General features: G+C 58.0%; 11 protein-coding genes. 4 read left to right on the plus strand and 7 right to left on the minus strand.

Features of this window, described 5'->3' with window-relative positions:
* Positions 1 to 3: 3 nt before the first annotated feature.
* From AC0T7J_RS18730 to rbsK, 3 genes are read right to left on the minus strand one after another with little or no spacing between them, the layout of a single operon-like run.
* On the minus strand, positions 4 to 1017 hold the full coding sequence (locus tag AC0T7J_RS18730; protein WP_473795742.1) for an aldose 1-epimerase family protein: 1014 nt from the start codon (positions 1015 to 1017) through the stop codon (positions 4 to 6).
* Positions 1014 to 2339, minus strand: a complete 1326-nt coding sequence (gene fucP / locus AC0T7J_RS18735; RefSeq protein WP_473795744.1) for an L-fucose:H+ symporter permease — start codon at positions 2337 to 2339, stop codon at positions 1014 to 1016. Before fucP ends, AC0T7J_RS18730 begins: the two co-directional genes overlap by 4 nt.
* 9 nt (positions 2340 to 2348) lie before the next feature.
* Positions 2349 to 3266: a ribokinase gene (gene rbsK / locus AC0T7J_RS18740; RefSeq protein ID WP_473795746.1), complete on the minus strand. Its 918-nt coding sequence runs from the start codon at positions 3264 to 3266 to the stop codon at positions 2349 to 2351.
* 392 nt (positions 3267 to 3658) lie between these two features.
* Between rbsK and deoR the strand changes: the two genes are divergently transcribed.
* Both deoR and ettA read left to right on the plus strand, forming a co-directional pair.
* On the plus strand, positions 3659 to 4423 hold the full coding sequence (gene deoR / locus AC0T7J_RS18745; RefSeq protein WP_473795767.1) for a DNA-binding transcriptional repressor DeoR: 765 nt from the start codon (positions 3659 to 3661) through the stop codon (positions 4421 to 4423).
* A 191-nt stretch (positions 4424 to 4614) separates the two neighbouring features.
* Entirely contained in the window at positions 4615 to 6282 is a 1668-nt protein-coding gene (gene ettA, locus AC0T7J_RS18750) for an energy-dependent translational throttle protein EttA (RefSeq protein WP_031593292.1), read from the plus strand.
* A gap of 617 nt (positions 6283 to 6899) precedes the next feature.
* Here the strand turns inward: ettA and AC0T7J_RS18755 are convergent.
* Positions 6900 to 7796: a LysR family transcriptional regulator gene (locus AC0T7J_RS18755; RefSeq protein WP_473795748.1), complete on the minus strand. Its 897-nt coding sequence runs from the start codon at positions 7794 to 7796 to the stop codon at positions 6900 to 6902.
* 204 nt (positions 7797 to 8000) lie between these two features.
* Here AC0T7J_RS18755 and AC0T7J_RS18760 point away from each other — a divergent pair, with 204 nt between their 5' ends.
* On the plus strand, positions 8001 to 8990 hold the full coding sequence (locus tag AC0T7J_RS18760) for a zinc-binding alcohol dehydrogenase family protein (protein ID WP_473795750.1): 990 nt from the start codon (positions 8001 to 8003) through the stop codon (positions 8988 to 8990).
* A gap of 45 nt (positions 8991 to 9035) precedes the next feature.
* Here the strand turns inward: AC0T7J_RS18760 and nadR are convergent, their stop codons facing one another.
* The 3 genes from nadR to serB form a co-directional block, all read right to left on the minus strand.
* A complete protein-coding gene (nadR, locus tag AC0T7J_RS18765; protein ID WP_473795752.1) occupies positions 9036 to 10277 on the minus strand; it encodes a multifunctional transcriptional regulator/nicotinamide-nucleotide adenylyltransferase/ribosylnicotinamide kinase NadR in 1242 nt (413 codons plus the stop codon).
* A 75-nt stretch (positions 10278 to 10352) separates the two neighbouring features.
* Positions 10353 to 11735: a DNA repair protein RadA gene (radA, locus tag AC0T7J_RS18770; protein ID WP_003854897.1), complete on the minus strand. Its 1383-nt coding sequence runs from the start codon at positions 11733 to 11735 to the stop codon at positions 10353 to 10355.
* 13 nt (positions 11736 to 11748) lie between these two features.
* A complete protein-coding gene (gene serB, locus AC0T7J_RS18775) occupies positions 11749 to 12726 on the minus strand; it encodes a phosphoserine phosphatase (protein WP_473795754.1) in 978 nt (325 codons plus the stop codon).
* A gap of 107 nt (positions 12727 to 12833) precedes the next feature.
* Between serB and AC0T7J_RS18780 the strand changes: the two genes are divergently transcribed.
* On the plus strand, positions 12834 to 13484 hold the full coding sequence (locus AC0T7J_RS18780) for a YtjB family periplasmic protein (RefSeq protein WP_010253606.1): 651 nt from the start codon (positions 12834 to 12836) through the stop codon (positions 13482 to 13484).
* Positions 13485 to 13663 lie beyond the last annotated feature (179 nt).

The following is a 13663-nucleotide window of genomic DNA, read 5'->3' on the forward strand; positions in this document are numbered from 1 at the left end:
CGCTTACAGTAAGCCGGTCTCGACAGAAAAGTGGCGCTGTTCACCGTGCGCCAGGGTGATCAGCGTGCCAGCCTGCTGCGCGGCAAGAAAGCCCTCTGGCCGGCAGGTGGCGGGCAGAATATAGGCCGCCACCTGCTGATCGTGGTTATGCAGCAGCCAGCGAGTGGCGTGCGGGAACTGCGCGGTCGAAAAGCGCGTCATCAGCGCATAGCCCTGCGGCGCATGCAGCTCAAACTGCACCTCATCGCCATACTGCGGCAGATCGTCCGCGAAAAAGACGATCTCCGGATCGCAGAGCTGCGGCTGATCGAGCTGCTGTAACGCCTGCGGATCGCGCGCCAGCCGATCGGTGTAATCCCCCCAGGCGGGCGTCGGTCGCAGATGCGCCGGGATCGAGCGACGCAGCTGGAATGCCTGTTCGGGGATCGACTGCCGGAAGCGGCCCTGATCGATCCACGCACTGTTGAGGTGGCACATATACTGCAGCGGCATCGGCGCGCCAGCCAGATTAGTGACTGTCATTTCAATCGTCAGCCGGGGCTGGTCGGCCGGGATGCGGACGGCGGGTGCGGCCAGGTAGTGATGGCCGAAGCCTTTGACATATTCACACTCCCCTTCCAGCGACAGCGTCTGATCCTCCAGCACCAGCCAGGCGCTGTCCATGCGGGCGCAGGCCATCTCACCGTGCAGCGGATGATCGTCCTCTGGTGCGGGACAGCCGTTGGCCAGCAGCCCTGAATGAAACGCGAAACAGCCATAGGTGTCGATGATCGAATTTGCGGGCAGCGGCTGCTTAAAACTGTGGCCCATGGTCAGGTGATGACCGTCGAACTCTGCGTCCCAGATCATCTGCCCGAGAAACGGTAGCACGGTCACGCTGCCGCGCCGGTTATGAATGCGCACCGCCTCAATGCCCGCCGGATAGCAAAACAGCTCAACCCGGAAATCATCGCTCTCCAGCAGCACCCCGGGTGTGGTGTGAAACTGTTCACGCGCTAAGGGTAAACGGGTTTTCATGGTAACTCCTCCGCCAGACGACCGGTCGCAACCGGCTGTTTTTTATGGCGCAGTTCGCCATAGAAGTAGAATCCGACCCAGGCGAAACAGAGCAGCGAGACGCCAAATGCCAGCTGCATAGAACCCAGTGAGTCCGAAACCAGGCCCTGCAGCGCCGGGACAAAGGCCGCACCGACAATCGCCATCACGATAAACGCGCCCGCGACTTCGGTGTATTTGTTATCGACCGTCGCCAGCGTTCCCGCGTAGATCGTCGCCCAGCAGGGACCAAACAGCACGCTGACAAAGACGGCGGCGTAGACGGCGGTAAAGTTCGGCACCAGCATCACATAAGCCAGCGTTAGCACGCCCAGCACCGAATAGGCAATCAGCACCTTACCGGCGCGGAAGCGGGTCATCAGGAAGTTCGCCACGAACTTGCCGATAAAGAAGCAGATGAAGCTGTAGATCATAAAGTTCGAGGCATGACGTTCATTAGTCGCCCCCAGCGTCAGCGCCAGACGAATGGTAAACGACCAGACGGCCACCTGCATGCCGACATAGAGGAACTGGGTCACAATTCCGCGTTTAAAGTGTCGGTTGCCAGCCAGATAGCGGAAAGTTTCGCCCAGCGAGGGACGCGATTTCTCGTTACTTTCGGGTTTGCAGCGCGGATAGCGGGTGAACATAAACAGCAGCATCACCACCACCAGCACCATCACCAGATATTTGTAGGGCTCCAGCGTGTGTTCCAGCATCGTAAGGCGAAACGCGTGTGCCTGCTCTGCCGTCATGGTCGCCATCTGACTCTCCAGGCTGTCGCCCTCCTGAAACACCAGATATTTGCCCAGCACGATCCCCATCAGCGCCCCGATCGGATAGAAGGTCTGACTGACGTTGAGGCGCAGCGTGGCGTGATCACGATGGCCAATCATCGAACTGTAAGTGTTGGCGGCGGTTTCCAGGAAACTCAGGCCGATGGCGATGGCAAATATCGCCGCCAGGAACATGGTGTAGGTCGCCATGTGCGAGGCGGGATAGAAGGCGATACAGCCGGCAATGTAGAGCGCCAGGCCGATCATGATCGCCATCTTGTAACTGGTCTTGCGGATCACCAGCGACGCGGGGATCGCAATCAGAAAATAGCCGCCATAAAAGGCACTCTGCACCAGCGCACTGGCAAAGTCGCTCAGGGCAAATACGCTTTTAAACTGGGTGATCAGGATATCGTTAAGACTCGCCGCACAGCCCCAGAGCGGAAAGAGGCACGACAGCAGAATGAACGGGAACAGCGGCGTTTTATTCAGATAGCCATCAGATTGCTGAACAATTTTCTGTTGCATGGCAGAACCTCAGTTACGGTTGAGAAAACGCTGGAAAGTCTCTGCGTCGGGATAAGCACGCTGGGTGCCGCGCCCGGTGACGCTGCAGGCGGCATAGGCAGACGCCTGGGTCATGGCGGCGGCCACATCGCCGGTTTCCACCAGCAAATATGCAAAGCAGCCGATGAAGGCATCGCCCGCGCCGCTGGTGTCGACCGCCTGAACCGGTGTGGCGTCCACGCGATGGATCTCGTCGCCGCTCATCCAGACCGATCCCCGGCTGCCCAGGGTGATGATCAGATTTTTAAGGCCGCGCTTCAGCAGCGACTGTCCGGCGAGGATCACCTCTTCATCGCTGCTGACCGGCAGGCCGGTGAGGATCTCCAGCTCGGTTTCGTTGGGCATAAAGAAGTCGCATTTGCAGGCGTAATCAATATCAAGCGTGGCGACGGCCGGCGCCGGATTAAGGATCACGTTGATCTGATGCTGGCGGGCAAAATCGATGGCGTAATAGACCGTCTCCAGTGGGATCTCCAGCTGCAGAATGATCAGCTGGCAGGCTTTCAGCGCCTCTGCCGCGTCGTCGATGTCGGCCGGTTTCAGCTGCTGGTTTGCGCCCTTGATAATCAGAATGCGGTTCTGCGACTGGTCATCGACAAAAATCGGTGCCACGCCGCTGGAGGTGCCCGCCGCCGTGGTGACGAAGCGCGTGTCCACGCCCTGCTGTTGAAGGTTTGCAACGGTGTTCGGAGCAAAGAGGTCGTCACCGACCTTGCTGACCATCATCACGTTGCCGCCCATTTTTGCCGCCGCGACCGCCTGGTTGGCCCCTTTACCGCCGCAGCCAATGGCAAAGTCGGGCGCTTCAAGGGTTTCACCCGCTTTCGGCAGGCTGTTGGTATAGGTAATCAGATCGACCATGTTTGAGCCGATGACCGCAATTGTCATGACCTTTTCTCCCGGATGTTTTTTAAACTTAAAATGTTATTAAAGTAACAATAACAATTCTTAAAGGTTAAATATGTGACAAAAACCACACCCTGAGACGGTGATGATGGGCGAATAACGGCATGCAATGGGATTTTGAGTGTTATTATTATAACAATTTAACATCATTGAACGCAGTGTATGAAAGCCACAACCGCCCGCGGTGATGTGCCGATATCACCACACGCTGACAGCACGGCGGAGGTTTGCGGCCCTCACGGATTGCGGGTAAGATTGACTGCCAGCCTGGCGGATGAGACGCAACTCATTCAAATCTGTGAGGTTTGTAGCGTATTGACGTCGATTCCGGCGTCCTTCCTCCGCACTGCAGGATAGGGAACAGAGAGATGACCATGGAAACCCGGCGCGACGAACGCATTCACAAGCTGACGCAGGCGCTGAAACGCACCGACAAACTGCATCTGAAAGATGCGGCCCAGCTGCTTAACGTCTCAGAGATGACGGTTCGTCGCGATTTAACCGAGCCGGGCTCCAGCGTGGTCCTGCTGGGCGGCTATATCGTCAGCGATCCGAAAAGCCATGCCAGCCACTATTTTGTCAGCGACCAGCATGGCCAGAATGCCGCCAGAAAGCAGCGGCTGGCCCAGGCGGCCGCCAGCCTGATCAACGAGAACGATACGGTCTTTTTTGACTGCGGCACTACCCTGCCCTACATCGTGGATGCGATTCCCGACACCCTGTCGTTTACTGCCATCTGCTGCGCCATGAATACCTTTCTGACGCTGAAAGAGAAACCGGCCTGTAACGTGATTCTCAGCGGCGGGGAATTTCATGCCGACAACGCCCTGTTTACGCCGATTGGTGTGCATACCATCCTTGACGATCTCTGCCCGACGCTGGCCTTTATCTCCGCGGCAGGCATCGACAAAGATCAGGGCGCGACCTGCTACAACACCAATGAGCTGATGATGAAGCATCACGCCATGCTGCGTGCCCGAAAGTCGGTGCTGGTGGCTGACAGCAGTAAATATGGCAAGGTGCTGCCTGCCCGCATCGCTGAGTTGCAGCGCTTTGACCTGCTGGTGAGTGACAGCGCGCCCGATCAGGCGTTGCAAAACTGGCTGTCCCAGCAGGCGATCCCGCTGCATCTGCCCTGACGCCTCTTTCTGACATCCTCTCCTGTCTCTGTCAGCGATTGAGCCTGGAAATCAGTCAGTTATGCCCGGCATCGCCCGGCATCGGCTCCGCCACGCTAATATTCGCCGCCCCCCGGCTGGGATTAAATGGTGAAAAAGGCTAAACTTCGACATCATTCCAACGACCAACAGACCCAGAGGCTCAAACCAACGTGGCTCAATTCGTCTATAGCATGCATCGCGTCGGCAAAGTGGTTCCGCCGAAGCGACATATCCTGAAAAACATCTCGCTCAGCTTCTTCCCTGGCGCAAAAATTGGCGTACTCGGCCTGAACGGCGCGGGTAAATCTACCCTGCTGCGCATCATGGCTGGCATCGATAAAGATATCGAAGGGGAAGCGCGTCCGCAGCCAGGCCTCAAGATTGGCTACCTGCCGCAGGAACCGCAGCTTAACCTTGAACACACCGTGCGTGAGTCGGTAGAAGAAGCGCTGTCAGAAGTCGTTGGCGCACTGAAGCGTCTTGACGAAGTCTATGCGCTCTATGCTGAAGAAGATGCAGACTTCGACAAACTGGCCGCTGAACAGGGCCGTCTGGAAGAGATCATCCAGGCTCACGATGGTCACAACCTGAATACCCAGTTGGAACGTGCTGCCGATGCGCTGCGCCTTCCTGACTGGGACGCGAAAATCGCCACCCTTTCCGGTGGTGAACGTCGTCGCGTCGCCCTCTGCCGCCTGCTGCTGGAAAAACCAGACATGCTGCTGCTGGACGAACCGACCAACCACCTGGACGCCGAATCTGTCGCCTGGCTGGAGCGCTTCCTGCACGACTTCGAAGGTACCGTCGTCGCGATTACGCATGACCGTTACTTCCTGGATAACGTTGCAGGCTGGATTCTGGAACTTGACCGCGGTGAAGGGATTCCGTGGGAAGGTAACTACTCCTCCTGGCTGGAGCAGAAAGATGCGCGTCTGGCGCAGGAAGCCTCTTCTGAAGCCGCTCGTCGCAAGTCGATTGAGAAAGAGCTGGAGTGGGTGCGCAAAGGGCCAAAAGGCCAGCAGTCTAAAGGCAAAGCCCGTCTGGCACGCTTTGAAGAGCTGAATAACACCGACTATCAGAAACGTAACGAAACCAACGAACTGTTTATTCCGCCAGGTGCCCGTCTGGGTGACAAAGTGCTGGAAGTCAGCAATCTGCGTAAGTCCTATGGCGACCGTGTGCTGATTGACGATCTTTCGTTCTCGGTACCGAAAGGCGCGATTGTCGGGATTATCGGTCCGAACGGCGCGGGTAAATCGACGCTGTTCCGCATGATGTCTGGTCAGGAACAACCTGATTCGGGCGAGATTGTACTGGGTGAAACCGTCAAGCTGGCGTCCGTGGATCAGTTCCGCGACAGCATGGATAACGCCAAAACCGTGTGGGAAGAGGTTTCCGGCGGTCAGGACATCATGCGCATCGGTAACACCGAGATGCCAAGCCGCGCCTATGTCGGCCGCTTTAACTTTAAAGGCGTCGATCAGGGCAAACGCGTAGGCGAACTGTCGGGTGGTGAGCGTGGTCGTCTGCACCTCGCGAAGCTGCTGCAGGTTGGCGGCAACATGCTGCTGCTCGATGAACCAACCAACGACCTGGACATTGAAACCCTGCGCGCGCTGGAAAACGCCCTGCTGGAGTTCCCGGGTTGTGCCATGGTGATCTCGCATGACCGCTGGTTCCTGGACCGTATCGCCACGCACATCCTGGATTATCAGGATGAGGGCAACATCGAATTCTTCGAAGGTAACTTTACCGAATATGAAGAGTACAAGAAGCGTACTCTCGGCGCCGAAGCGCTGGAGCCGAAGCGCATCAAGTACAAGCGTATGACGAAGTAATCGAATAATAGGGCGGCAGCGATGTCGTAATGCTGGTCAGTTAAGATTAGATTTGTAAAGGCTGCCACGGTCAAACGTGGCAGCCTTTTTTATGGGCGAGCGAGCCGCAGTTCGGGCCAGCGCACCTCTGCTGCTGCCGGGCCGTCCTCACGCCGCTCATGCGGTTCCTTCGGCTTTGACGTCGTGCCGGCGAACCGTTCGGGGCCCTCCCTGGCCGGCCCCGAACTGTCCACGCTTCCCGGCGTGGACTTCTGGCCCACAGTCACGCCTCAGCGCTGCGGATAGCCCTTTCAGCAGCAGCGGCGCTCAGGCCTCCACTCTCGTGCCCTTTTTAACAATACACACTGAAGTTTCAGAGCAGGCCGGGGCCGGGCAGGGGCAGGCAATCCGCAGCGCTGAACAGAATGAGTCTGCCAGGAGAGCCCGCAGGACGCGGGCGAAAGGCAGGGCGGCACAGGATGTGCCATCCCCGGCGGTCCGTCAGGCAGAGGAATGAAGTGAAGGAACCGCGCAGCGGCGCGAGGACCGCCAGCCCCTGCCCGGCACCAGACTGCGTTATCCCCTGTCGCTTAACTGACTGGCATCAGGCTGCGATGTCGCCTTTTTTTATGGATCCATTAGCGATAAAACTCCCTGAACACCGGTGACTGCAGCGCGAACTCAATAAACCGCGCCAGCGCAGGTGAATTCAGTTTACGGCCCGGATAGACCAGCCACAGCTCATTCCCCTCGATTTCCCATTCCGGCAGTACCGGCACCAGCCGGGGATCCGCCATCGCCCCATCGGTCAGAAAGTACGGCAGCAGCGTAATGCCCGCATCGCCCAGCGCAGATTCGCGCGCATAGAGTAAATTGTCGGTGAGATGGCCTGGCGGCAGCAGCCAGCGATAAAACTCGTCATCGCGCTGCAACACCCATTCATTCCAGGCGCGATGCGCAATACAGCGGTGGGCCGACAACTGCTGTGGATGAACCAGCGGCGGATGCTGATCAAGATAGCGCTGTGATGCAACCAGCCGTCGCGGGCAGTTGCCTATCCGGCGGCCAATCAGCGAGGACTCCTGCGGCTGACCGGTGCGCAGCGCCACATCAAAGCCCTCCTGCACCAGATCGCGCATCTCATCGGAGATCGAGACATCCAGCGTCACATCGGGATAGAGACGTAAAAACGCCGCGTTACAGCGCGCCAGCAGCGTGGCACCAATCCCCGCCGGGCTGGTGATGCGCAGACGCCCGCTGGGATTTTCACGCAGGCTGGCGATCGCCTGATCGGCGCGTTCGCTGGCCTGCATCATCTCCTGACAATGCAGCAGATAGCGCTCACCGGCAAAGGTCAGATTGAGCTGGCGGGTGGTACGGTTCAGCAGACGAATCCCCAGCCGCTGCTCCAGCTGGCTGATGCGCTGACTGACGCTCGATTTTGGCAGCCCTGCGCGTTCTGCCGCGCCGGTAAAGCTGCCGCACTCCGCCACCAGCGCAAACAGCGCCATGTCCTGCCACTGACGAAACGCCATTGTTCACCTCAGACGAACACTCTATGAAAGATTGTCCATCTTATCACCGCTAAAATCAGGTTCTACACTTAAAGCCTGTTCCGAATCATCAGCCAGTCAGCCGCGAACAGCGTGGCACAGCCCCCGCGGAGTGTGAGCACTCTCCAGGGCCAGAATGGCAACCACAAGATCCAGGCTTCCAGCCTGACTAAACAGGAAAAATTTATGTCTATTCGCGCTATCGCAATTAATCCGGAAAGTCCTGAAAACTTCACTGAAATTTTCCCTGAAACCCCAGCGCCAGGTGAGTATGACCTGCGGGTCGAAGTTAAAGCCGCGTCGGTCAACCCGGTTGATACCAAGGTGCACAAAGGGGCGATGAAGAACGGCCTGCAGCAGCCTCGCATCCTCGGCTGGGATGCCAGCGGCGTCGTGCTGGAAGTGGGCAGCTCAGTCAGCAATTTTAAGCCAGGCGATAAAGTTTTTTATGCGGGCGACCTGACCCGTCCCGGCAGTAACAGCACCGAGCAGCTGGTTGACTCACGCATCACCGGTCACAAGCCAGAGAGCCTGGACTGGGCGCAGTCCGCTGCGATCCCGCTGACGGCCCTGACCGCCTGGGAAGGATTGTTTGAGCGACTGAACCTGGAGACGGCAACGGAAGATCAGACCCTGTTGATCGTCGGCGGCGCGGGCGGTGTGGGATCGCTGGCGAAGCTGCGCAGCAAGGTGAAGATCATTGCCACCGCCTCGCGTGAAGATTCTGCGCAGTGGTGCCGCGATCGCGGCGCCGATCTGGTGATCAACTACAAAGATATGATTGGTGAGCTGGAAAAACAGGGCATTAAGCAGGTCGATTATATCTTCTGCCTGAATGATACCGATGGTCACTGGGAGACCATGGCAAAGCTTATCGCCCCGCAGGGCCATATCTGCACCATTGTGGAAAACGAACATCCGCTGTCAATGGATCAGCTGAAGCTGAAAAGTGCCGCACTGCACTTCGAGCTGATGTATACCCGCAGCATGTTTAACACGCCGGATATGGCGCGTCAGGGTGAGATTCTGGATGCGGTATCGGCGTTGCTGGATGAAGGGAAGCTACAAACCACACTGAGCGAGACGCTGCACGGCCTGAGCGTTGAGACCTTAACCGCTGCCCATCAGCGCGTACTGGAAGGCCACATGCGCGGCAAAGTGGTGATGGTGTATTAATGCGCTGACCCGGCTGCCCTGCGGCAGACCGGGTCACAGCATGCGTTAAGGCTGGGCGTTTTTCTCGCCCAGCATCGCTTTCACCAGTTCAATGCAGCGCAGGAAGCGGGTGTCATAATCCTCTTCCTCCACGTGCAGGAATTCGATATTGTTTTCCCGCAGCATCGTCACCAGCATCGACTGAAATTCCCGGCGATCCACGGAACTGCCCAGGCTGCGCAAGCCATCGGCAACCCACGGCACGTTATTCTCCAGCAGAATCACCAGATCAAAGCGATATTCATCGATCAGCGCCTGCACAAACGGATGTTCACGCCCTTCATACTTCAGACAAAACGCCTGAGTCGTCACAAAGTCGGTGTCGATAAAGGCCACTTTATTGGCGTATTTAACCGCGAAATCGATGTACTGCGCCTGGCCCAGCGCGATCTTGTCGTAATCAGAATATTGCAGCGCCATTTCATCACCGCCCAGGTGGGAGAAGACATAGTCGCGGCCATATTCCCATGCACTGGTGGTGTTGAAGATGTTGGCAAGTTTATTCACCAGCGTCGATTTACCGCTCGACTCCCCGCCGAGGATCGCCACGGTGCGCACAAAGAAAGGTTTCACTTCGGTCGGGATATAATCCCAGAAGCGGAACGGATCCTGACGGATCTGCGCGCCGCTGATGCTCATAAAGGATCGGCTGGGATCGACCAGCACGGTCTGAATGCCAAGATGCTGCTGATACATCTCCGCATCGGGCGCTTCGCTGGTGTAGATGCAGTCCGGCGCAATACCGTGCTCGCTGAGAAACGCGCTGACGCCCTGACTCCAGACATCCCAGCCATGCGGATAGGGCTCAATCCCCTCCTCATCAAAGGCGTGAATGCGGATATTTTTCTGATACTTAAAGGTCTGTAACAGCCAGCGCAGGCGATCGCTGACCGTGGGCTGTTGTGACATCGCGCTGTTCTCAAACAGCTCGCGGTCACGTGGCTCATCGTAGCCCATAATGATATGCAGCTCATCGACCTGGCTACAGGCGCGCTGAATCAGATAGATATGGCCGGTGTGCAGCGGATAGAATTTACCAAACACCACGCCCACCGTTTTATCGCGGCGCGGAAACTCCAGACCCAGAAAACGGTGCAGCGCCTCAAGCTTTTGCGCGCTTGGGCTTTTGATTTTGGCATTGAGCAACTGGCTCAGATAGCCTTTGGTCATGCCGCTGGCATCAGCGACCTGTTGCAGCGTGTGGCCCTGCTGGCGAATGGCCGTTTTCAGATAATCAAACGACGACATGTCGTGCCTCCTGCATCAATGCGGTTAAGGTGAGAGCGGCCGCCAGCGGCTGTTCGCTGGCAGGCCACAGGCGCGTTACAGATCGTCCAGAATCGCCAGCGCATCGGCCAGCTTCTTCGCGCTGAAAACCTGCATTCCGGCAATCGGTTTTTTCGGTGCATTCCCTGCCGGTACAATGGCGCGTTTGAAGCCATGCTTCGCCGCTTCAGAGATGCGCTCCTGACCGCTGGGCACCGGTCGGATTTCGCCCGCCAGTCCCACTTCGCCGAAGATCACCAGATCCTGCGGCAACGGACGATCGCGCAGGCTCGACACCATCGACAGCATCAGCGCCAGGTCAGCACTGGTTTCGGTGACTTTGACGCCGCCGACCACGTTAACGAACACATCCTGATCGGCCATCTGCAATCCGCCGTGCCGGTGCAGCACCGCCAGCAGAATCGCCAGACGGTTCTGCTCCAGACCCACTGCTACGCGGCGTGGATTGCCCATCATCGAGTGATCGACCAGCGCCTGAATCTCCACCAGCAGCGGTCGCGTTCCTTCCCACAGCACCATCACCGAACTGCCCGAGGTGACCTCTTCCCCGCGCGACAGGAAAATAGCTGACGGGTTGCTGACTTCACGCATGCCCTGCTCGGTCATGGCAAACACACCCAGTTCATTGACCGCGCCGAAGCGGTTTTTATGACTGCGCAGGGTGCGGAAGCGGGAATCGGCATCGCCATCCAGCAGCACCGAACAGTCGATACAGTGCTCCAGTACTTTCGGCCCGGCCAGTGAACCATCTTTGGTGACGTGACCGACCATGATGATCGCTACGCCCCGCGTCTTGGCGAAGCGCGTCAGGTAAGCGGCGGTTTCACGCACCTGGGCGACGCTGCCCGGTGATGACTGGATCTCCGCCATGTGCATCACCTGGATCGAGTCGATCACCATCAGTTGCGGCTGCTCCTGTTCGGCGATCAGGCAGATCTGCTCAATGCTGGTTTCCGACAGCATATTCACATTTTCGGTGGGTAGTCCCAGACGATGGGCGCGCATCGCCACCTGCTGCAGTGACTCCTCACCGGTGACATACAGGGTTTTCATTCCCTCTGACAACCGGCACATCACCTGCAGCAGCAGCGTGGATTTGCCTGCACCTGGGCTGCCACCAATCAGAATGGCGCTGCCCGGCACGACGCCGCCACCCAGCACCCGGTCAAACTCTTTGAAGCTGGTCGAAAAGCGCGGTAACGCCTCTAAACTGATTTCAGAGAGCTTCTGCACCCGGCTGGTTCCGGCGCTGCCAGCATAGCCACTCAGGCGCTCGTTACGCGCTGCCGCGGGCGAGGCGGCAATGCGCACCTCAGTGATGGTGTTCCAGGCGTGACAGGCGCTGCACTGCCCCTGCCAGCGTGGGTAATCTGCGCCACATTCGTTACAGACAAATGCGCGTTTTGCCGCTTTGGCCAAATCAATACCTCAGTTAACGCTCTTCGTGGATCAGGCTGCCGGTGAGGATGCAGAACACCCCCATTAAATCGGCATGGCGAATGGTGACCGCAGTCTGCTCATTCACCTTAGGTTTAGCATGGAACGCAATGCCCAGCGCTGAGGCTTTTATCATCAGCAGGTCATTGGCACCATCGCCGATCGCCACCGTCTGTTCCGGCGCGATGTCAAAACGCTGCGCCAGCTTCTTCAGGGTATCGGCTTTGTATTGTGCGTCGACAATCGGTCCCAGCACGTTGCCGGTCAGTTTGCCGTCGCGAATTTCAAGTTCATTAGCGACCACCGCCGACAGATGCAGCTTGTCGCGCAGGTATTCGGCGTAATAGGTAAAGCCGCCAGACGCGATGGCAACCTGCCAGCCCAGCGCCTGCAGCTTCTGCGTCAGGGTGGTTAAGCCTGGCATCAGCGGCAGGGCATCACGCACCTGTTTCAGAATATTGGCGTCCGCCCCCTGCAGCGTGGCCACGCGCTGACGCAGGCTGGCGGTGAAGTCGAGTTCGCCGCGCATCGCGCGTTCCGTGACTTCTGCCACCTGCTCGCCGCAGCCGGCCAGTTTTGCAATCTCATCAATGCACTCGATCTGAATCGCGGTGGAGTCCATATCCATCACCAGCAGGCCTGGCGTTTTGAGATGCGGGATTTTGCCCAGCGGCGCGACATCCAGTCCGGCCTCGTGCGCCAGATTGCTGGCAAACGGCGTCAGCGATCCCGCCAGGCGAATCACCTGATACTCATCGACGTTCCAGGCGCTGACGATCACCATGGCGGCACCCAGCTGGTGCTGGTAATCGGTCAGCCGCTGCTTATCCAGCCCGCGGCCATACAGCAGCCAGCCGGTACGGCCAGCGCGATAATCCAGCGGCATCACTTCATCACCGCTAAGAGAAAGGGGCAAACCCGGCCAGAGGGAGACATCGGCGGGAAGATCGCACCAGGTTAAACGATTTGGCATCAGAGCTCCTGTAGGGACAACAAAACCACGCAAGAGGCTACCTTGTCTGCGCCGCTTCTGGCAACATAATCTCCAGGCTTTCTGTTGTGATATGACCCGGATGATTAATGGCTAAAACCGCACTGAAATTTCGCTTACATCGTACCGTGATCGTTCTCATCTCGATGGCGCTGCTGGTCGTGCTGATGCAGGGCGCATCCTGGTTCAGCCTCGGCCATCAGGCGGCGCGCTCTGAACAGGTCGAGGAGCTGGCGCATACGCTGACCAGCCAGGTGGCGTTCAGCCTTAAGCCATTGATGGACAACAGTGAAAATAACCGGACTCAGATAGAAGCCATTCTTAATCAGATGACGGCTAACAGCCGTATTCTGGATGCATCGGTCTATGACGGCGACGGCAGCCTGGTGGCGCACAGTGGTGAAAACATCAATGTCCGCGATCGGCTGGCGCTCGACGGCCAGCGCGCGGGCAGCTATTTCAACCATCAGATTGTGCAGCCGCTGGCCGGAAACGAGGGTCCGCTGGGCTTTTTGCGCGTGACGCTGGATACCCATGTGCTGGTCACCGACTCGCATCAGGTCGATAACACCACCAATATTCTGCGTCTGATGATGCTGCTGGCGCTGGCTATCGGCATTATTCTCTCACGCACCCTGCTGCGTCACCGCCGCACCCGCTGGCAGCAGTCGCCATTCCTGCTCACCGCCAGTACACCGGTGAAAGAGGATCGGGATGAGGACGACGAGAAGAAAGAGTAGTGTTCCGGCGCTGCGGTAAAGATAAAACGAAAAGGCCCGCACAGCGGTAATACTGGTCAGTTAAGATTAGATTTGTAAAGGCTGTCTCGGTCAAACGTGGCAGCTTTTTTTCCGGGCGAGCGTGCCGCAGTGCGGGCCAGCGCACCTCTGCTGCTGCCGGGCCGTCCTCGCGCCGCTCA

This window comes from Pantoea sp. E956-1, from assembly GCF_982223955.1.